This is a genomic window from Psychrobacter sp. AntiMn-1, from assembly GCF_001854065.1.
Classification (GTDB): domain Bacteria; phylum Pseudomonadota; class Gammaproteobacteria; order Pseudomonadales; family Moraxellaceae; genus Psychrobacter; species Psychrobacter pacificensis.
In genome coordinates this window covers 810351-829897 of record NZ_CP012969.1, presented here as the reverse complement: position 1 = coordinate 829897, position 19547 = coordinate 810351, and the positions used below count along the sequence as shown (strand labels likewise).

Sequence of the window (19547 nt, the reverse complement as noted above, 5' to 3'; positions counted from 1 at the left end):
AAAATGAGCTTTTTAATTGAGTAGATAAACTTAACTATATTAAAAAATATATTTCGAGAATCTCTCTACAAGCCCCGAAAATTGGACAAAAAAAAAGCCTCACTGCTCATATAAAGAGTAGTGAGGCTTTTTAAGTATTTGGAGCGGGATAAGAGATTCGAACTCTCGACCCCAACCTTGGCAAGGTTATGCTCTACCACTGAGCTAATCCCGCTGATTCATCTTTTGATTAACTATCATCAGATGATGAAGGCGTATTATACGCAGTTTTTTTTATGTGTCAACACCTATGACGAAAAAAGTTAAAGTTATTAAAATAGGCATGTCTTCTATCTACAAATGTGTGTTATAACGGTTCATTATAATATGTATTCCAAAAGCTTTGCATACATAAATAAGCTGGTATACATATTATGATTTAATTACATTCACAATGATCAATACTTACGAAGATAAGTTATAAGGATGAAAAATGAGTCAACAGTATACTATCGCTGATTATTTGTTTGATCGTGTCGCAGAAGCAGGTGCCTCTGAGATATTCGGCGTACCAGGCGATTTTAACTTAACCTTTTTGGACAATGTCCTTGCTTCTGATAAGCTGCGCTGGGTGGGTAACACCAATGAGCTAAATGCTGGCTATGCGGCCGACGGTTATGCACGCGAGCGTGGGTTTGCCGCCATGGTGACGACTTTTGGCGTAGGCGAGCTATCAGCGATTAACGCGACCGCAGGCTCTTTTGCTGAGTACGCGCCAGTATTGCACATCGTAGGTGCACCAAGCACAGCTTTGCAAGACGCAAAACGCCGTATTCATCATTCGCTTGGCGATGGCGTATTTAATCATTTTATTAAGATGGTTGAGCCCGTGACGGTAGCACGAGCGCAGCTTACTCCTGAAAATGCCGCCTCAGAAATTGATCGAGTGATTCGATTGATTCTCAAAAAGCATCGCCCAGGTTATCTACTGCTATCACCTGATGTTGCGCGTCAGCCTATTTATCCGCCAACAACTAAGCTGATTGATAGCCAAGAAGACATCACCAGTCAAGCGGCATTGGCAGATTTCAAGCAAGCGCTCACCGAGTTTTTACCAAACAAAACCACGACGCTCATGGCAGATTTGATGGTGCATCGTTTGGGGTTGCAGTCACAGCTCAAAGCACTGATTGCTGATACAGACATTCCTTATACCACGCTATCGTGGGGCAAAACGCTGCTTGATGAAAACAGCGAGCGCTGGGCTGGGACTTATGCAGGCGTTGCCTCGCGTCCCATTGTCAAAGACGCGGTAGAAAACTGCGAATGTCTGATCAAAGTAGGGGTGCAATATACCGACACGACCACCGCGGGATTTAGCCAAGATATTGACGAGAGTATAGTAGTAGACTTGCATTATGAGCGTGCTTCTATTAGTGGTAAGAACTTTGCACCGATTGCCTTGCAAGATGCATTACAGGCCCTGCACGAAGTCATGACATCTGGTATAAACATCGTACCAAAGCCTTTTTGTGAGCCAGTCAAGCCGCATGAGCAGAAGGGTAGAGATGATGAGGCGATTCTCCAAGATGACCTATGGCATATCATTGCTGATTGCTTAGATCGTAATAATTTGGTGTTCTCTGAGCAAGGAACTGCCTATTTTGGCATCAGTGATGTACGCTTGCCAGAAGGGGTGGCCTCCTATGGGCAGCCAATGTGGGGCTCGATTGGCTACACATTACCAGCCAGCTTAGGTGCTGCTATCGCGTCACCGAATAAACGCAGCGTTGTACTGATTGGTGATGGCTCGGCGCTCTTGACGGTTCAAGAAATGGCGGTCATGATTCAAGAGCGTATCAATCCAGTCATCGTCCTAATCAATAACGACGGCTATACCGTAGAGCGTGCGATTCATGGTGAAAACCAATACTACAACGATATCCCAAAATGCGATTGGCAGATCATGCCAAAAGCGTTTGGCGCAACCGAAGCGAATAGCTTACTACTCAAAGCAGAAACAGCAGGTGAGCTAAAAGCGGCTTTAAACAAAGCTGCCGAGACTACCGATAAGCTAGTAATGATTGAGGTCATCGCAGATAAGCATGATATACCCCCATTGCTAGCAGACATCAGCGCGGCACTAAAGCCAAAAAAGGATTAAATAATCCGTAAAAGCTTTCTTAATAAAAGTACTAGCCCCATTTAGCAGCGTAGCTAAATGGGGTTTTTTGCGTTTTTTTTATCACACGGGTCAATTAATCAGCGATGCCTCTTATGTCAATTTGTAGACTCTAGTATGATGGCTGATTGGGCTATGTTCAGCCCGTCATACTCAATAGGAGAGTGATTCATCATGATCTGGCTAAAAATGCTCATTGGCGCTTTGATGGTATTGGCAATTCAATTATTTGCACAAACGCGATTTTTTTATCTGGCGGCGCTTGCACCTCTTTTCCCCACGTTTACGCTCATCAGTCACTTCATTGTTGGTACTGATCGCAGTCCTACTGATTTAAGGGTTGCCCTGATATTTAGTATGCTGGGTGTGATACCGCATTTGATTTATACCTTGGTGGTATTTTTTAGCATCAGTTATATGAGCTTATATAAGGCATTATTGTTAGGCGTTGTCGCTTGGACAGTAGCTGCCACTCTTTTGGTGCTGACATGGCAGTATATTCAGGGCTAAATAGTCAAGCGTAACTATATAGTCAAGCGTAACTATTTAAATTTAATTGTGTAGGCCTAAATACTGTCAAAAGTTAGGATAAAAAATAGTTAAACAAAGGTCATAAGTTCATAGGTACGCGCTGGTATATTCGATAACTTTTTTCGAAATACTGTCTATAAATTTAGTCGCAGATGTTACTCTTAATGCCGATATAGAATCAGTGTAAATTTCTTGTGTTAATGGCTCTGACAATGTTAATAGCTCTGACAATCGTTGCTGATGACAAACTCTCTGGCGTGATATCTAATAACAGTGCGATAACGGAAATATTTTCGCAATCAAGTACTATTATGCTTCATTCAATATTGATGCAATAACGATAAAAAACAGGGCTTTAGAAAATGGATACCTTGAATATCCTATACCTCGTAGGGGCAGTACTTATTTTCGCCAGTATCATGGCGAGCACGTTATCGGCGCGTTTGGGTGTGCCCTTGCTATTGCTGTTTTTGATCGTCGGTATGTTGGCAGGCGAGCAGGGTATCTTGGGTATTGAGTTTTCTCAATATGGGCTGGCCAATTTTGTGGGTCAAGCGGCGCTGGCTTGTATTCTATTAGATGGTGGTCTACGTACGTCTTTTAAGTCGTTTCGGGTCGGTCTAAAACCTGCGATTACCTTGGCTACTTGGGGCGTACTGGTCACGGTTTTGGTGCTCGGAGTATTTGTTACTTGGCTACTCGATGTTGATTGGCGCTTTGGTCTATTGATGGCAGCGATTGTTGGCTCAACCGATGCGGCCGCTGTATTCTCTCTACTGCGTAATGGCGGGGTCAAGCTCAACGACCGCGTCCAAGCCACGCTTGAGTTAGAGTCTGGTGCCAACGACCCCTTGGCTATTTTATTAGTAACGGGTTTGATTGCTCTAAACGTTGACCCTGCTGGTCAGACAGCATTTGGCTTTTTGGTTTTACTGTTTCAACAGCTGAGCTTTGGGTTGGGCATGGGCTTGCTCTTTGGTTATTTGCTCTCTCGGTTATTGCCCAAGATACATCTGGCAGAGGGCATGTATGCCATTTTGATACTCTCAGCGGGCTTGGCGGTATTTGCTGCGACCAACTTGATCGGCGGCAGTGGGTTTTTGGCGGTGTATCTGACAGGGGTGCTCATCGGTAATCACAAAGTGCGCTCAACCGAGCATGTCATGCGCGTGATGGACAGCTTTGCATGGTTGTCGCAAGCGGTATTGTTTGTGGTGTTGGGATTATTGGTCACGCCATCAAACGTCCTCAACGTCTGGCATTATTCGGTGGCGATAGCGGCGTTCATGATCTTCGTTGCCCGTCCTATCGCGGTCTATACTAGTGTGAAACCATTTAAATTTAAAGATCAAGAGATTGGATTTATCTCTTGGGTTGGTTTGCGCGGAGCGGTGCCCATTACCCTTGCGATTTTGCCTGTGATGGCAGGGATTGATAATGCCTTTATGCTCTTTGATATTGCCTTTGGGGTCGTGGTGTTGTCGTTGATACTGCAAGGTACGACCATTCCTACTATGGCGAATTTATTTAAGGTACGTATTCCAACCAATAAAGATCCCAAAGAAGAGCACGAGGTTTGGGTATCGGATAAGGCGAGTATTACCTTATACGAGTTTGAGGCGCAATCAGGCGCATTTGCTATTGGCCGCCATCCTATGGGTATCTCTAAAGGCATTAGCCCTGATGAAATCAGCGTATTTGCGCTGGTGCGCGGTCAACAAATCGTCGTCGTCGATGAACAGACCAAAATAAAATTTGGTGATAGTGTTTGGTACGCCATGCGCGGCAATCATGCGAGCAAAATTGCCAAGATTTTTAATGACACAACGTTAGATCGTAAGGCTATTGATGACTTTTATGGTGATTGGTTGCTATCACCCAGTGTAAAACTCGGAGATTTGCCATTTTTTTCAGAAGCCATGGTCGCCAAACCTTTGGTAAAAACGCTGAAAACGACCGAAGCAGACAGTACCAAAGATATGTGGGAGCAGACAGTCGCTGAGTATGTGACCTCACATTTAGGTACCGCACCCGTTTCAGGCGATACAGTTGTGGTGAACGATGAGTGGTCACTGGTCATCAAAGAAGTAGGCGAAAAAGGTAAGCTTAGAAGCATTGGTCTCAAGCATCAACGACCGTCCGTAGCAGTGCAGTGATATTCGTATTCTTTTTATAGCAAGTTCATCATTTTATGTAGAAAGTCAGCGGTTTGTTTTTGCTGATTTTCCCGATATGCCCAGTGGGGCTCGACGTCGTAGCTTGCTTCATTGGGCAGGAGTATTTTCATCACTCCCATGCCCTCATATCGTCTCGCCAGATCACGCGGTAAGTACCCCACATGATGGCCTGCAAGGATAAGCTGCGCAGTTGCTTCCATGTGATAAGTGGTGGCGCTTAGGGTTTTTGGGCGGATATGATTGATATGATGCTCGACCACGTAGCCCCTTTTTATCCACGGATAATTCTGCTCTAAATCCTCAAAAGTCAATCCTTCTGAGTTATAAAATAGCTTATGCTCACGTCCGCAGCAGACCACTTGTTTTTCGACAAATGCTGGCTGAAACGTCAGTAACGGCGGAAAGCTACCAAAATACCCCACACCAATGTCACTCTCGTTACTTAAGAGCTTTTCTAGCATGCTCTCAGGGCTTTGCACATTGATAGAAAAGTGTATCAGTGGGTTTTCTCGGTAGCTGCTGGCGAGGCGCTGTCTAAGCGCATCATAAAAAAAACTTGGGCATCTGATCAATTAAGCAAGGCCTAATATGTCCACCGTGTACTGAGTCTAGTTGCTTAATATAGTGCAGCTGGTGCTGAAAGCTTGCGACCGATTCGGTAAAGCCCAAACAAGCCTCATAGACAGCCGCACCATCCTCTGTCAGCTTAAATCCTGCTCGACCGCGATGGCAAAGTGTCATGCCCAAGCGGTCTTCTAATTGCTGACTGATTGAGTCGCTCTTAGTTTTATTGGCTGTTTTAGAACTTCGTACCTAGCTGTTAATATCGTTATTGATAGCTAGCGTCCAAACCTGTTCTGCAAGTCAGGTTGCTTATCGGTAAATGCCTAACTAACCGCGCCGCCATGTGTGGTATTTTTCTAACCAGTTCAGTACCGTGTCGGGGCGTGATTGCGTTTCCATTCACCAGCGACGTATTTGTTGCCTTCCGCCCATGTCGGGTAGGTATGAATTGTACCCAATATTTTATTGAGCCCCAAACCATGTTTCATCGCCAGTACAAAATCGCTCATTAAATCGCCAGCATGCTCAGCCACTATCGTCACTCCTAGGGTTTTATCTTTGCCTTTCGCGGTGATGACTTTAATAAAATCCTTAGCTACGCTGTCTGTAATGGCGCGATCTAACTCTTTAAAGTCATAACGTGTCACTTCAAAATCAATGCCCTTTGCCGATTGCTTCTTGCTCATTCAAACCCACGCGAGCGACTTCTGGATCAATGAAAGTCGTCCATATAATTACTCGGTAATCGACCTTGAATTTCTTAAAGTGACCAAACAAGCCGTTAACCGCTGCGTACCAGCCTTGATGCGACGCCACATGTGTAAACTGATAGGGCCCAACGATTTGATAGTGTCGCGCAGCAGGTAACGTGAGGTCAAAAAAGCCAGCGTTGCACCGGTACTGGAAGCAAAAGAGGCAATGAGTAAGCCTTGAGCTAAGCCAAACAGCGTGCCTGCGGCCAGCGTCAAAATAGTGGCGCTAGGTAAGGAAAGAGCAGTGACGACCACATAAAGTAAAAATAATCCACCAATAATCAATAATCAATAATGGCGACTGCGTTTTATACGCATCAAACTGCGCCATCAATCCTTTTAAGCCCTCAAGCGTCAATAATTGATTGAGATCAAAATAAAAAAAACTGGCCACTACGATCAGTAGAAATAGTATTAAAAATATTCTTTTCATCATGATTGGTCTGGCCTCATAGTCTGGTGAAGGCGACCGTTATCGCTTTATGATCCAAATGCTGACGGTGTGCGCTAACGGCGGTATGCGCTAACATAGCAATACGAATATGGATGACGCGACTGTGATAACAGTCAGAGCGCTTGCCTTTATAGTATAGGGCTTGGGCTGCGTTGTCTGGTATTTATATCAGCATCTCACAAATAAAAGCAGCCCTTCATAGAACGGATGCTCCATGAAGGGCTGCTGTTTGAATGCTTATCTAATCGCTGCATGAAAAGGCGAGAGATTACCACATCAAATCGTCTGGGATCACATAAGCGGCGTAAGGATCATCTTCTTCTGGCGTGTCTTCAGCGGTATCGTTGGACACGACCATAAACCCTTCCATTTTTGTATCGATACGATCGGCGAGTGGGCGCGGCAGGAGCGCGTAGCTATCCTCTAAGCGTGCAATCACCACGTGACCGGCGACGATTTGATCGTATAGCTTTTGCGTGATGGATATTTTTTTCACTTTAGACGCATCGACGAATTGATAGCTAACGTCACCATCCGTATCGGCTATCTGATGCTGCTTAATCATTTGAATGATGTTAGCCCTCAGCGCCTTTTCTTCTAAAGCTTGCTGTTTTTGCTGATTGAGCTTTTGGTCTTTCTCAAGCTTTTGCGCTTGAGCCTCTGCCAATGCTTTTTTGGTCTCTAAACTCTCTGAGTCGCCAATACGCTTAGCATGCTGCGTTTGCTTGCTGATTTTTTTGGCTTTTTTACTATCGACCAATCCAGCCTTTAATAGTTGAGCCTGTAGGGCGTTCTTTGCCATAATTCAATCACCTAAATAACGATACGTAAGTCTTAAATACTGCATCATAAATACTAAAAGAGGTATTGTAGCAAACTTTACTAACGCTTGTGGTTAGACAATGACCAGAGTTCATCGGGGTGTTAAAACAATACTCTTGTAAACTATATAAAATAATAGTGCTAGCACGTTTGTGATTTTACAAAAGCGTGTACATCGCTGGATGAAACCGACCAAATTGGGTATCATCAAATTAAGAGAGCAGTTTTTATAAACATCTCTCAAACAATGGGCATAGCTTGGTCATATATAACAAGCTGTATGGGATTAAATAACATATCTAAGGACAGATTATGACAACATCACAGCACATTCTAGCCTGTATTGACGGCTCAGCAGTGACTGAATCGGTTTGTGACTATGCCGCATGGTATGCCAGCAGACTGAATTTGCCCGTTGGATTGCTGCATGTCAGTGATATTCCTGCCTCAGTGAGACGAGATCTGTCAGGAGCGATAGGGATCAACAGTCGCCAGTTCTTATTAGATGAGTTGTCCCAGCTAGATGAGCAAAGGGCAAAAGTCGTCAATAGCTATAGCAACGCCTTAGTACAAGATGCAAAAAGCCATATCAAAGACAGCTTTGCGGATGTCAATGTGCGCATTTATCAACGTCATGGTAAATTGCTTCCTAGCATCGAGTATTTCAAAGAAGAAAATCGCGCGATCGTCATGGGACGCCGCGGCGAAGACCACAAAAATAGCCGCATCAATATCGGCAGCCAAATCGAAACGGTAGCTCGCGCATCGGATATCCCTATCCTGATTTGCTCAGAAACCTTTAAAGAGCCTAGCTCATATATGATTGCTTTTGATGGTAGCAAGACCTCTATAAAAGCGGCATGGATGGTCGCAAAAAGCCCTTTGTTAAAAGGTTTGAAAGGCCACATCGTGATGGTCGGCAATTATAATGAAGCCGCCAAGCAAAGCATGAGCGCGGCTGCTGCAAAATTGGAAGATGCAGGTTATATCGTTGAGGCGCATCATCTGTCTGCTTCTGATGCGGTCGATGGGTTATTAACGTTTCAAGTCGACAACGATATTGACATCATGGTGGTCGGTGCTTATGGACACTCTAAATGGCAGCAGTTGTTTCTTGGTAGTACAACGACAGAGATCATTGCAAGTACCTTATCCCCTGTAATTTTGGTACGCTAATGGATGCATTAATAAATTGTCATGAGTCGCTTGTTTTTCGATAAAGCGACACTAAATTAAGGCCGTGCCTTGTTCGAGACACGAGCGATCAGTGTATCGCTCTCAGCAGCGCAATATTCATAAAGAGGGTTGGTTATCGATATTTTAGATAACCAATCTATATCTCATAACGGCTCACTTGCTGACGCCACTCATTCTATCTTTGGAACCCCTTATGCGTATCAATGCAGATTTTTCACGTCGTGCTTCGCTAGCACCTGAAGACCACGGGTGGGTCAAATCACCACAGAATGGCGTGGAGCGAGTGATGCTTGACCGCATCGGTGAAGAGAAGGCTCGTGCGACGAGCCTAGTACGTTATGCACCGAACTCTTATTTTCCGCACCACTTGCATCCCGGCGGCGAGGAGATACTCGTACTGTCAGGGACTTTTTCTGCAGACGATACCCATTATCCGGCAGGTTGGTACGTGCGCAATCCACCAGCATCCGGTCATAGGCCTTATAGTGATGAAGGCGCAGTGATTTTCGTTAAACTACGGCAGATGTCACCTGATGAAGCGCATCATGTGGCCATCGACACTCACGATAGCGCCAATTGGCAGCGACAAGGTGACCGTGACGTTTGTCCTCTTTTCTCAGATGATGTCGAGCAGGTGAGCTTGCAACGTATAGAGGCAGGAGAGTTGTTATTCAATGAGCCAATCCTTAATGGCGCAGAGCTGTTAGTCATTGCAGGCGAGCTGGTAGATGATGACCGAGTCTATCAGCGTTGGGGGTGGTTACGTCTGCCTGCAGGTGAGTACGCGCAAATCACAGCAGGACGAGAGGGCGCGACGATATATCTAAAAACAGGGCATCTCAGCCAAGTCATCGGAGACAAGCCAGACGATGCCTAAAGACCTATGATCAATAACACTGCGCTGATTGCTAATCACGGATTGAGCCTGATTGCTTATTAATTTGACTCATCAATTTGAATGGTTAGCGCCAGCATGAAGTGACCTATTTAGCTGATTTATATAACGTATCACCTCGTCTCAAGCCAGATAAACGGCTCTATATCAATACAGCCCTTTCTTATACAACATCACAAGTCCGCTTCTAAAAATAGTCGATTTCTTCTATCCATGTCTTATAGTCAATCCATAATAAAATTAGCACAGCTCATATCATTGAACAGTTTAGGTAGTTTATTCTTTATTCACCCTTGTCGTAGAAACTTAGCCTGTGCCCACTTTTTTTCAATAGGGTGACGATTACGCATTTCGTTTTGAGGCATGGTATTAGCGTGTTTTTACACCATTGGCAGAAAAGGCTCTACTATATATTAGTACACGCGCAGAACACCTCGAGGTTATCAAATACTAAGCATTATTGGTATAAAGAATTTACTCAGTCTGTTGAACTATCTGTTTGTAGACTAAGCCTCTTTCATCGGAGCTTCATGCTCAAAGTCAGCCAGCATCTCTGTGATCAGCTGGTCTTTTTTGTGCCATACCTGCTCAACCCAGTCAAACATCTGCGCTTTTACCGTGTCATCTGTTTCATAACCACCATTTTTAATTGCCGTAAATAAGTCTTCAGGTATCTCGATATGACGCACATCGACGCCTAACCGTTTGATGTTGCCTTTCCATAAGTCACTATAAGTGGGTATGCCATCAGGGTAGACAATCGTCATGTCCAAGATACCGTCGATCTCTGAGCCTAGGGCACTCAAAGCAAGTGATAATCCGCCAGCACGGGGCTTGAGCAAGTGCTTATATGGTGAGTTTTGTTTGTCACGTTTGCTAGGGGTGAAGCGCGTTCCTTCCAAATAATTTAGCAAAGTAAAAGGCTTGTCCTTTAATAGCGCACAGGCTCGTTTGGCCTCTTCGATGTCTTTACCCTTTAAAGCAGGGTTTTTGGCAATGGCTTCTTTAGAATGTCGACGCATCATAGGGAAGTCGAGAAAGTAGAAAGCCTGCCCAATCACTGGAATATAGATGAGCTCAAACTTGGTAAAAAAGCGCGTCAATGGTAGGCGCTTTTCACTGATATATTGCATGATGCTGGTATCGACCCACGATTGGTGGTTGCTGATCAGTAGGTATTGACCATCTGTGTGTACATCATCAGGCAAGCTGATACGCCAGTCTTTACGTGGTAGGATATTGTCGATGACTGCATTATTGCTATTGATCCAGTAATTGGTGACATCGATAACGGCTTTGTCAGCGATAGCAGCACCCGTGAAGGCTTTGGCGGCGCCCATTATCCATACAGGAGGTCCTGCCAAGATGCTATTAAAGGTAATCACACCCGTGGCTGTGGTGAGTGATGCGGCTTTACCCAATTTTGGGGCGCGTTCATGTAGTTTTTGAACGACTGATTTCAATCGCATAGTAAGTCCTTTTTCTTAGACCAGTGATGAGGTATTGATAATATTACTGCATGATTTTAGCAGAAATAAATCTTAGTGTACGAGTGTTAACAACAAATAATACACAGCACCTTTAGTGAAAAGTATTATTTTTGCCATAAAAAAGCGTACCAAGGCATGACCTTGTAAATACCCCATTCTTAACACAACATCATTGTAGAATAATTAAGCCACCTGCCTGTACTCGGCAGGTGTCATATCATTAAGTGAATCATGGGATCTTTCAGTGTTATAAACCTTGATCCAGTCTTCAGTCAGCTTACTAACCTCGTTTAAATTATTAAAAAAATAACAGTCTAAAACCTCATTGCGGTAACTGCGATTAAACCGTTCAATATAAGCATTCTGATAAGGACAGCCAGAAGATCGTAGCGAGATGCTCTCATGGTTGATGTTTTTAGCAACTGGTCTGGGCCCTTATTATGGTCAGTCTGTGCATTTTAGACACAAGGCGCCAGAAAAAATCCCCTATGCGATGAACCGCTATCTTCGTGAGGCTGAGCGTCATTACGAAGTGCTCGACACCCATCTGGAAGGCTGTGAGTATTTGGTTAGAGACGAGTATTCAATCGCTGATATCTCCGCATGGGGCTGGATCGATAAAGCATCAGCCTGAAATGACAGGGCTCTTTTTTGCCGCTTCATTGCTAAAAATACACGTATAGAATGACTATACTCACTATTTTTACCTGCGAATCGCCTAAAAAATAGCCTCTGTCAGTGCCATGGTTGAATGTTCAGCACGCCCTAATAACAGCAAAGAGACGTAAAAAGCTTTATAATAAAAAAGTGATTAAAAACAGCAGCTAATATTGGTTCTACAAACTTTGCCTTAAAATAGATTTTGAGGCAAAGTGATTAAGGTAAACACTATGAGTGCTGCGATAAAGTTCAATCGCGAGGATGTGAGCGAAAAAGCAAAAAATCTCTATTGGGAAAAAGGCTATCACGCAACCTCGATGCGCAATCTGCAAGACGTCATCAATATGCATCCTGGTAGTATTTATGCCGCTTTTGGTAGTAAAGATAAGCTCTTTATATTGAACTGCGGTGTCTCTTGCGAGAACTACTGCCATAATAAGGTCTTGAATAAAGACTATAGCGTACAATGCTTTGCTGCTACAAACCTTAGTCATGAACAGGTCAGTGGTGAATGCTAGGCATAAGAATGCTAAAAAACTGTCCTCTTCAGCTCGATTGTTGCGGTCAACAAGCCATATCTTATGGATTTAATCCTGACGCCAATAAACCTTTATCACCACCTCTGCGCGGCTAAGATCAAGCCGCTCTCTAAGCATGGGCCGTAGTGCCTTGACAGTGCTTGCCTCTAATGCACCCCAGACTTTATCAATTTTTATAGGTTGATCTATCAAATAATTGCCTATCGTATTATCGATTAAGGGTGCTAAATGCTGTCCTGAGCATTGCTGATCGGTGACGATGGGAAGGACAGTAAAGTTGTCTTTAACGGTATTCTTGGTAGTGCGCTCACTATTGCTGTCAATACGATTAGTTATGCTGCCATCAATACCACTACGTATTTTTACGGTATCAAAATAACGTTGATCCGCCGCGTTTTGTGTGACACTAACAACTAACGGCGGTGTTGGGTTTTCCCATAGCTCGAGTAATCTCGCGACAGTTGGCATAGACGTTTCATCAGCGATCAGTAACGCTTGACCGTCACGCAAATGCTCAATTTTTTCAGGAAACTCCCTTTTGGTCACTACGGTATCACCTGCTTGTAGTGAGTTGGCCCAATTACCGCCCGGTGTATTGCCATGCAAGAAAACATCGACCCACGCTTGTATGCCAGCAGGGGTATGCCATGCTTTTCTTAAGGTGTAATAACAATGAGATCGAGCAAGGCGTGAGGTATTTTTGCTGTCATCAATATTGTCAGCTGTTGTGTCTTTAATCAATGCATTGTGCTCTAAATCAAATAAATACGCGTAACCTGCCTCGTTGATGGGTACTGAGGTCGGGTTTGATGTGCCGTTAGTATTATTCAACGTGGGCATGTTCAGTTCAAGGCGCAGCATATTTTTGCTGACTCTATAACTGTCTTGCACATCAAATACTTGCTTGGTCAGTTTAATCGTTTTTTTACCCAGCTTTTTATCCGCTTTTTGTTTGAGTGCAATATATTGAATTTGTAGCTCATCAGGATGCGTAATGGCTGCAGGAAAGGCAATAAAAAAAGTCTGACTCTGTTCAGGGTGATTTTGAGCATTGGTAGATGGAGATTCTGTATTTTTTGTCTGTACTTGTAACTCAAGGCCTTCAGCGTAAACGGTGGTTAATTTCACCTCTATATTATCCAATTCAGCAGTGGATATAGGAGTAAATGCGTTTAAAAACCCTAATAGTTCATCTAGATGCTCTTCGTTGATATAGGTGATGATGTCGTTTAGTTCAGGAGTGTTTAAGGAAGTATATGGTTTGTCTTGATCATAGGTATTATATGCAGAAGATAGGAAGATATTAGCCATATTGATACTCATAAGCAGATGATAAGTGAGGAGATAAAACGTCTAGTTGGTTAATGATAATTGTTTTTATTATCGTTTACGAGTAAAATCCTCTTTTATTGTCGCTTTTGTTTCAAAACTATAAGCATCATCGACGCCAATTTTTTACTTTTTATCAATTTTGATTTTTATCAATAATGAGTGCCTATATGTTACGTGCAAACCAACTGACCATCAGTCGACAAGGGAATACTTTACTAGATAACGTGAGCTGCGAGATTGATATCAAGCAGTTGGTGGCGCTAGTTGGACACAATGGTTCAGGAAAGTCGACTCTGATTAAGGCATTGGCAGGGGAAATGGCGAGTAGTAGCGGTAGTATTACCTTAGATGATACTCGCATCAATGATTACGGCAGTAAGGAGCTGGCACGTCATATGGCTTATCTGCCACAGCAACTACCTGACGCCGCTGGATTTACCGTGCGTGAGCTTGTGATGCTCGGACGCTATCCGCATCAAAAGTGGCTACAAAAGCCAACCCAAATGGATAGAGATAAAGTTGATCAAGCGCTAAAGGTAACCCAAACCGAAGCATTTGCTGATCGCATTACATCGACGCTATCAGGCGGTGAGCGTGCCCGTGCTTGGCTTGCGATGTGCTTGGCGCAAGATACCAAGTATCTACTGCTTGATGAGCCGCTCGCTGCATTAGATATGCATTATCAGATTGAGGTCATTCAGCTTATCCGCCGCTTGGTAGATGAGCAGGGCTTGAGTGTGGTGATTATTATTCATGATATCAATCTGGCAGCGCAGTATGCGGATCGAATCATTGCGCTAAAAAACGGCCGAGTTTGCCACAATGGCACTATCAAAAGTACGATGCAATCTGAGGTATTATACGATATTTTTAATGTGGATATGCAGCTGCTCAGTCATCCCATTACTGGGCAGCCTGTTGCAGTTGCTTGACATCAGATCGCTTCTCTTTCACCCAAACTCGCCTAAAAAGATATGCTCCTATGTTTTCTATTTTTTATCAATACGAATCATTCAAGCGCTCGATACTCATGCCAGCGTCAGTGACGCCAATAACAGTACGCAAGTGGCAGACGCTTTTAGCTTTTATAATATTAGTCTGTCTAACGTTGACCGCTTGTAGTCACTCAGCATCTGACAAAGCTATTACTCACTTTGACACATCACCTCCCAAAGATATTACCGAAACAGCAAACAGCCATAGTGACCGTATTGATAGTGACCGTATCAATATCGTCTCCCCTGATTGGGGTAATGCTGCAACGCTGACGGCGATGGGTCATGCACCGATTGCCACTGGTGATATCAGAGTGTGGGACAGATGGGTGGGGCGCCCCCATCTCCCAGCAGCAACCACCGATATTGGGATTCGTTATCAGCCCAATGCTGAGCTGGTTGCACAGCTTCCTGTTGATATGGTCATAGATAACGCTTTTTATGAGCATGCCCGTAGCTTATACGGTGATGTGCCTGCGCAGTCGGTGATGTTTGCGGCAAAAGGAAAAGCGGCAACGTGGGCTGACTATACGGAGCCGACGCGCGCGCTTGGTGCATTGATTGATAATCCCAAGATGGCTGAAGACTATATTGTACAAAGTCAAAAAGACATACAGCTTGCCAGTCAGCAGTTTCAGCAGCGCTATCCAATAATCAAAAAGTTCGCGGTCGTCCAGTTTGCGGATGCCAATAACATGCGCATGTATGTTGATAACAGCCTGTTTAAGGTGGCATTAGAACAGATGGGCAAAGAGCTTGTGGTTTTAGGGGAGGGCAATCAGTGGGGGTTTGTACCGATACGAATGGGTGATTTGGCGCAGTTAGATGATGAGACTTGCCTGCTGATCATCGACCCACTCAGTCCCATCACCAGAGCTGAGATTAATGACAGTTTGGTATGGCAGCGTTTGGGCTATGGTGAGCGCCGCTGTATGGCGGAGTTGCCGCCAGTCTGGATATATGGCGGGATGTCGTCATTGGTCAGCTTGGCCAATAATTTATCCACGGTTTCGTTAACAGGTGGCGCGATATAATGACTATTCATACCAATCATGCGAGCAGTGCCAGCAACACCAGTAGCGCTAATAGCCTAAGCTCCACGTCCTCCTCACATACGGCAACTGTGATGACCTCATCGCCCAAGCCACCACCACATCCATCTCAGCCTCCGTCGTCTGTCGTGAGCAGTGCGTCTTGGCGATTGTGGGTGATTTTTATAGGATTGGTGGTTTTGTCCGCATGCAGTGGCTGGGCACTATTAGAGCGAGAATGGACACGCCCACTCAGTGAGCTATTTTTACCAAGTTTGCAGCTTGATATTGCCAGTATGGCGACTCAGCTTCATTTGGTTGCGACCAGTGTGGTGGCGCTATTGGCAGGTGGATTATTAGGCGTAGTCAGTATTTTATTACAACAGTTGGTCAAAAATCCATTGGCATCAGACACCACTTTGGGAGTCGGAATCGGTGCTCAGTTGGCTATGTTGATTGTGACGCTATTTTTGCCGAGTTTGGCTATTTATGGTGGTCTCTACGTGGCCTTTGTCGGTGCCATCATGAGTATGGGCTTGGTGTTTGCCTTGTCCGCGCCTAGTCGCTTCAATCCGCTGATTCTGATACTGGCAGGTCTGGTCGTCAATATCTTGCTTGCCGCTGTTGCCAATGTATTGGTGTTATTTTTTGCTGAAAGAAGCAACGGTATGTTGTCATGGGCGGCTGGGTTTTTGGCACAAAGCAGCTGGGATAGCAGTCGAGCGCTGATGATCACAGCGACCTTGGCGGCGATAGCCTGCCTGCCTTTATTGAAGCCGCTGACACTGATGAGCTTAGACGACTCACAAGCCAAACGTTTGGGCGTGCCTATCAATGGTATTCGCGCCTTAGTGGTCGTCATTGTGGCGGTGGTGACCGCACTAGTCATCAGTGAGGTTGGGCTGATTGGTTTTATAGGGCTTGGTGCCGCAAGCTTGGTCAATGCGCTAGGTATCTCGTCCATTGGTAAGCGCTTGGTCACGGCATTTGGGCTGGGTGCATTGTTATTGCTATTGACCAGTAACGTTGCCTTATTGCTTGAGCCTATACTGGGGATGCAAATTCCCGCTGGTGCCATGACGGGAATCTTAGGAGCGCCACTGATTATTTGGCTGATTTTGCGCCAGCGCCGCGATCGGATAGAAACCATCACCCCTATGATGAGCGGTCAAAATAAGACCGTTGTGTTTTGGCGATGGAGCGTTGGAGTTATCATCACGATAATGTTGGCTTGTCTTTTTGTACAGGATATCAATGGTTGGGGAATTAGTACTGATTGGGCGCTGACACAGCAGTATCGTCTGCCTCGTAGCTTGAGCGCGGCGGCAACAGGGATGATGCTTGCGGTCGCAGGCGTATTATTACAGACGCTAACGCGTAACCCTATGGCCAGTCCTGAGGTCTTAGGGGTCAGCTCAGGCGCGGCGCTTGGGGTTATTTTAGGATTTTTATTATTACCCATTTTGGGACTCTCTGCTGGCGCAGGTACGTTACTGATTTCAGGACTGTCAGGTGCGATGGCGGTGCTGCTGTTGATTATGTGGCTGGCACGTAGAGTCAGCTCAGGCTATTTGCTGTTAGTCGGTATTGGTATCGCTGCCATGATGGATGGGGTCATGCACATGGTCAAGCTCTCAGGTGACCCGCGTCTTGAGGCGATGCTCAGTTGGCTATCAGGCACTACCTATAGTGCGCAGCCTAGTACAGTATGGTATCTGATGGGCATTGCGCTTATCTTATTGGTACTTAGCTTATTGATTGTCAAACCCTTACGTGTTCTTGGTCTAGGGACGGGTGTGGCACGTAATTTGGGTGTGGCAGTGACCCCCGTGACATTATCACTACTGGCGCTCGTTGCTGCCCTTAGTACCGCGAGCACGCTTGCGGTGGGTCCTTTGAGTTTTATTGGGCTGATGGTACCGCATTTGGCGACGTCTCTTGGCGCTGTCAAACTTGAGCGCCAATTGCTGCTGGCTGCTCTCTTAGGCGCGGGGGTTATGGTAATGGCGGACTGGATCGGGCGGTATGTGATGTTTCCTTATGAGCTGCCTGCTGGTACGGTTGCCGCTATCATTGGCGGTGGCTATTTCTTATGGCTTATTCGTAAAGTGCCAACCACCGCTAATGGTTAGTTTGTCTTTTTATGAAACGATGAACCAACAATCAAGCGCTTATGAATGACGCTCATAAAAATAGCAGGGATCAGCGCTTGAGCGATGAGCAAGTACGGCGGGTACTAGTGACCTTATTGCTCGCTGGTACGGTCATCAGCTTTAGTAACAGCGCGCTCAACCCAGCCATTCCTGTATTTATGTCAGTGTTTGACGTCGATATCGTGCTTGGCGGCTGGGTACTAAATGCTTATGTGTTGGCCATGAGTGTGGGGCTCATGCTGAGCGGTTACTTAAACAAAAGGTTTGCTTCTAAGCCAGTCTATTTGGCGGCAGTACTTGGGTTTATGCTCGGTTCGGTCATGGGTATGATGGCGTTTAATATGAGCTTTGTCATCATGGCGAGAGCCGTACAAGGGCTGAGTGGTGGGCTGATTATTCCGCTCTCAATTGGTATGCTGTATCAGATTTACCCAAAGCAGCAGCACGGTAGGATAATGGCGCTATGGGGCATCGTTATTATGATGTCCTTGGCATTTGGTCCTTTGATTGGTGCTTATTTGGTTGATCAGTTTGCATGGTGGACACTGTTTGCCGTTACATTACCCCTTAGTGTGATCGTTATGGCGATGGTGTGGCGATTGATACCTGAACTTGATAGAGGCACGCATGACACCGCAAGCCCTTTTGATACGGTAGGGTTTGTCAGTTTGATCATCTGGCTACTGGCGATGATGATTTGGCTGAGCACCCTCAAAATAGATTTTACTCACGGTATCTCAAGCCGCGATGATTTGTTAAAAATAGTGGCATTAGGCGCATTGTCTATTTTATTTTTGCTGTCAGCCGTGGCTTGGTGGGCGTATGAGCGTCGTCAGAGCCATCCGTTGCTAAATGTGGGTTTGTTCGACAATAAAACTTATTTGCACAGTAATGTCATTAGTATCACCCAAACAGTAGGCTTGATGCTGTGTCTTTTATTATTGCCGATATTGATTCAAGAGGTGATGGGTGAAAGCGCTTTATGGACAGGCGTCGTTCTGATGGTTGCGACGCTCGTCGCCAGTATCACCACGTATTATGCTGGCAAGCGGGTAGACAAACGCGGTGCGCGAGGGGTTGGTATGGCGGGTATCACGATTAGTGCGCTGTCTACTTTGATGCTCGCATGGTGTTTGTACCAGCCCACACTTTGGCTACTCATATTGACGATGAGTGTGCGCGGTGTCGGCGTGGGTTTGGCGTATCTGCCAACCACCACAGTGGGTTTTAGTAGCTTACCTAAAGACTCGGTCACTGAGGGAGCTGCACTCAATAATATCAGTCGCCGTATCATCTCTACCATCGTTATCACGTTGACAACCCTTTATATCCATAGTCGAAGCGCGCAGCTACTAGCCGCAGGTAGTGATGTTGGCATAGCAAGCGCTATCCAAGAAATACTGGTAATAATCGCGTTGATGCTATTGTTCACACTTCCTTCTGCCTGCAAATTACCCCGCGCGCCATAACGATCAACTTCATAGTTGGGCAGTATGTAGATTACCGGTGTCAATGACGATCTGCTTGAAGGCTTATCCCTTTTATCTATTTATTTGAACAAACTTTGAGACAAGCCGCTTATGTCACTGTCTAACCATTTCGCCAAATTTACCAAAGAAACGGACGGTAATTGCAGTAAGTCAGTCAACATGGTCACTCGCTACTTATAAAAACCTATTTGTAAATACTTATAGAAATAAAAATCATTATCATTTAGAATATCATTTACAAAGTTAGTACACACAGTATCATTTGCTAAATATAACGCATATCACTGTCCACCTATCCAATTAA

At 45.0% G+C, this 19547-nt stretch carries 17 protein-coding genes, 1 tRNA gene and 1 pseudogene; 11 read left to right on the top strand and 8 right to left on the bottom strand.

Annotated elements, in window-relative coordinates; all coding sequences use genetic code 11:
• Positions 1 to 139: 139 nt before the first annotated feature.
• Positions 140 to 214 (bottom strand) — tRNA-Gly (locus AOT82_RS03335).
• Positions 215 to 472: 258 nt separating this feature from the next.
• Here AOT82_RS03335 and AOT82_RS03330 point away from each other — a divergent pair.
• The 3 genes from AOT82_RS03330 (at position 473) to AOT82_RS03320 (ending at position 4848) form a co-directional block, all read left to right on the top strand.
• Positions 473 to 2143 carry an alpha-keto acid decarboxylase family protein gene (locus tag AOT82_RS03330; RefSeq protein ID WP_071001806.1) on the top strand — a complete coding sequence of 557 codons (1671 nt, stop codon included), beginning with the start codon at positions 473 to 475 and terminating at the stop codon, positions 2141 to 2143.
• Positions 2144 to 2335: 192 nt separating this feature from the next.
• On the top strand, positions 2336 to 2671 hold the full coding sequence (locus AOT82_RS03325) for a GlpM family protein (RefSeq protein WP_083328830.1): 336 nt from the start codon (positions 2336 to 2338) through the stop codon (positions 2669 to 2671).
• Between the two features lie 383 nt (positions 2672 to 3054).
• Entirely contained in the window at positions 3055 to 4848 is a 1794-nt protein-coding gene (locus tag AOT82_RS03320; protein ID WP_071001804.1) for a potassium/proton antiporter, read from the top strand.
• A gap of 14 nt (positions 4849 to 4862) precedes the next feature.
• Here the strand turns inward: AOT82_RS03320 and AOT82_RS03315 are convergent, their stop codons facing one another.
• The 4 genes from AOT82_RS03315 to AOT82_RS03295 all read right to left on the bottom strand — a co-directional run bounded on the left by AOT82_RS03315 (position 4863) and on the right by AOT82_RS03295 (position 7441).
• The gene (locus tag AOT82_RS03315) at positions 4863 to 5441 is read right to left on the bottom strand and encodes a substrate-binding domain-containing protein (protein ID WP_269466040.1); all 579 of its coding nucleotides are present in this window, start codon (positions 5439 to 5441) and stop codon (positions 4863 to 4865) included.
• A gap of 357 nt (positions 5442 to 5798) precedes the next feature.
• Positions 5799 to 6119, bottom strand: a complete 321-nt coding sequence (locus AOT82_RS14180) for a hypothetical protein (RefSeq protein WP_071001803.1) — start codon at positions 6117 to 6119, stop codon at positions 5799 to 5801.
• Positions 6088 to 6249: a hypothetical protein gene (locus AOT82_RS14175; RefSeq protein ID WP_237182786.1), complete on the bottom strand. Its 162-nt coding sequence runs from the start codon at positions 6247 to 6249 to the stop codon at positions 6088 to 6090. The genes AOT82_RS14180 and AOT82_RS14175 overlap by 32 nt, the downstream gene beginning before the upstream one ends.
• Before the next feature lie 658 nt (positions 6250 to 6907).
• Positions 6908 to 7441, bottom strand: a complete 534-nt coding sequence (locus AOT82_RS03295) for a DUF2058 domain-containing protein (protein ID WP_058025874.1) — start codon at positions 7439 to 7441, stop codon at positions 6908 to 6910.
• Between the two features lie 332 nt (positions 7442 to 7773).
• On the opposite strand from AOT82_RS03295, the gene AOT82_RS03290 reads away from it, so the two are divergent.
• Together AOT82_RS03290 and AOT82_RS03285 are read left to right on the top strand one after the other, a co-directional pair.
• Entirely contained in the window at positions 7774 to 8637 is an 864-nt protein-coding gene (locus tag AOT82_RS03290; RefSeq protein ID WP_071001800.1) for a universal stress protein, read from the top strand.
• Positions 8638 to 8851: 214 nt separating this feature from the next.
• The gene (locus tag AOT82_RS03285) at positions 8852 to 9535 is read left to right on the top strand and encodes a cupin domain-containing protein (protein ID WP_071001799.1); all 684 of its coding nucleotides are present in this window, start codon (positions 8852 to 8854) and stop codon (positions 9533 to 9535) included.
• 524 nt (positions 9536 to 10059) lie between these two features.
• On the opposite strand, the gene AOT82_RS03280 is transcribed toward AOT82_RS03285, so the two are convergent.
• Entirely contained in the window at positions 10060 to 11022 is a 963-nt protein-coding gene (locus tag AOT82_RS03280; RefSeq protein WP_071001798.1) for an acyltransferase, read from the bottom strand.
• 204 nt (positions 11023 to 11226) lie between these two features.
• Positions 11227 to 11421, bottom strand: a pseudogene (locus AOT82_RS13605) (integrase core domain-containing protein); the annotation flags it as partial.
• A gap of 16 nt (positions 11422 to 11437) precedes the next feature.
• Between AOT82_RS13605 and AOT82_RS03275 the strand changes: the two are divergent.
• Complete coding sequence (locus AOT82_RS03275; protein ID WP_228724572.1) at positions 11438 to 11677, top strand: glutathione binding-like protein; 240 nt, start codon at positions 11438 to 11440, stop codon at positions 11675 to 11677.
• Positions 11678 to 11933: 256 nt separating this feature from the next.
• The gene (locus AOT82_RS14170; RefSeq protein ID WP_071001797.1) at positions 11934 to 12221 is read left to right on the top strand and encodes a TetR/AcrR family transcriptional regulator; all 288 of its coding nucleotides are present in this window, start codon (positions 11934 to 11936) and stop codon (positions 12219 to 12221) included.
• A 69-nt stretch (positions 12222 to 12290) separates the two neighbouring features.
• Here AOT82_RS14170 and AOT82_RS03265 read toward each other — a convergent pair whose 3' ends face one another.
• The gene (locus AOT82_RS03265; RefSeq protein ID WP_071001796.1) at positions 12291 to 13553 is read right to left on the bottom strand and encodes a siderophore-interacting protein; all 1263 of its coding nucleotides are present in this window, start codon (positions 13551 to 13553) and stop codon (positions 12291 to 12293) included.
• Positions 13554 to 13741: 188 nt separating this feature from the next.
• Here AOT82_RS03265 and AOT82_RS03260 point away from each other — a divergent pair, with 188 nt between their 5' ends.
• Genes AOT82_RS03260 through AOT82_RS03245 form a run of 4 tightly spaced genes read left to right on the top strand, consistent with a single transcriptional unit; the run spans position 13742 to position 19222 of the window.
• A complete protein-coding gene (locus tag AOT82_RS03260; RefSeq protein WP_058025721.1) occupies positions 13742 to 14506 on the top strand; it encodes an ABC transporter ATP-binding protein in 765 nt (254 codons plus the stop codon).
• Between the two features lie 50 nt (positions 14507 to 14556).
• Entirely contained in the window at positions 14557 to 15603 is a 1047-nt protein-coding gene (locus AOT82_RS03255) for an ABC transporter substrate-binding protein (protein WP_227517176.1), read from the top strand.
• Positions 15603 to 17732, top strand: a complete 2130-nt coding sequence (fhuB, locus tag AOT82_RS03250; protein ID WP_071001795.1) for a Fe(3+)-hydroxamate ABC transporter permease FhuB — start codon at positions 15603 to 15605, stop codon at positions 17730 to 17732. The genes AOT82_RS03255 and fhuB overlap by 1 nt, the downstream gene beginning before the upstream one ends.
• 41 nt (positions 17733 to 17773) lie before the next feature.
• On the top strand, positions 17774 to 19222 hold the full coding sequence (locus AOT82_RS03245; RefSeq protein WP_071001794.1) for an MFS transporter: 1449 nt from the start codon (positions 17774 to 17776) through the stop codon (positions 19220 to 19222).
• The last annotated feature ends 325 nt before the right edge of the window (positions 19223 to 19547 follow it).

Bases quoted from the DNA above. Each gene is read 5' to 3' on its own strand.
- AOT82_RS03330 (WP_071001806.1), top strand. From the start codon at position 473: ATGAGTCAACAGTATACTATCGCTGATTATTTGTTTGATCGTGTCGCA.
- AOT82_RS14180 (WP_071001803.1), bottom strand. From the start codon at position 6,119: ATGAGCAAGAAGCAATCGGCAAAGGGCATTGATTTTGAAGTGACACGT.
- AOT82_RS14170 (WP_071001797.1), top strand. From the start codon at position 11,934: ATGAGTGCTGCGATAAAGTTCAATCGCGAGGATGTGAGCGAAAAAGCA.
- AOT82_RS03295 (WP_058025874.1), bottom strand. From the start codon at position 7,441: ATGGCAAAGAACGCCCTACAGGCTCAACTATTAAAGGCTGGATTGGTC.
- AOT82_RS03290 (WP_071001800.1), top strand. From the start codon at position 7,774: ATGACAACATCACAGCACATTCTAGCCTGTATTGACGGCTCAGCAGTG.
- AOT82_RS03285 (WP_071001799.1), top strand. From the start codon at position 8,852: ATGCGTATCAATGCAGATTTTTCACGTCGTGCTTCGCTAGCACCTGAA.
- AOT82_RS03255 (WP_227517176.1), top strand. From the start codon at position 14,557: ATGTTTTCTATTTTTTATCAATACGAATCATTCAAGCGCTCGATACTC.
- AOT82_RS03275 (WP_228724572.1), top strand. From the start codon at position 11,438: ATGCTCTCATGGTTGATGTTTTTAGCAACTGGTCTGGGCCCTTATTAT.
- AOT82_RS03325 (WP_083328830.1), top strand. From the start codon at position 2,336: ATGATCTGGCTAAAAATGCTCATTGGCGCTTTGATGGTATTGGCAATT.
- fhuB (WP_071001795.1), top strand. From the start codon at position 15,603: ATGACTATTCATACCAATCATGCGAGCAGTGCCAGCAACACCAGTAGC.
- AOT82_RS03260 (WP_058025721.1), top strand. From the start codon at position 13,742: ATGTTACGTGCAAACCAACTGACCATCAGTCGACAAGGGAATACTTTA.
- AOT82_RS03245 (WP_071001794.1), top strand. From the start codon at position 17,774: ATGAATGACGCTCATAAAAATAGCAGGGATCAGCGCTTGAGCGATGAG.
- AOT82_RS03265 (WP_071001796.1), bottom strand. From the start codon at position 13,553: ATGGCTAATATCTTCCTATCTTCTGCATATAATACCTATGATCAAGAC.
- AOT82_RS03320 (WP_071001804.1), top strand. From the start codon at position 3,055: ATGGATACCTTGAATATCCTATACCTCGTAGGGGCAGTACTTATTTTC.
- AOT82_RS03280 (WP_071001798.1), bottom strand. From the start codon at position 11,022: ATGCGATTGAAATCAGTCGTTCAAAAACTACATGAACGCGCCCCAAAA.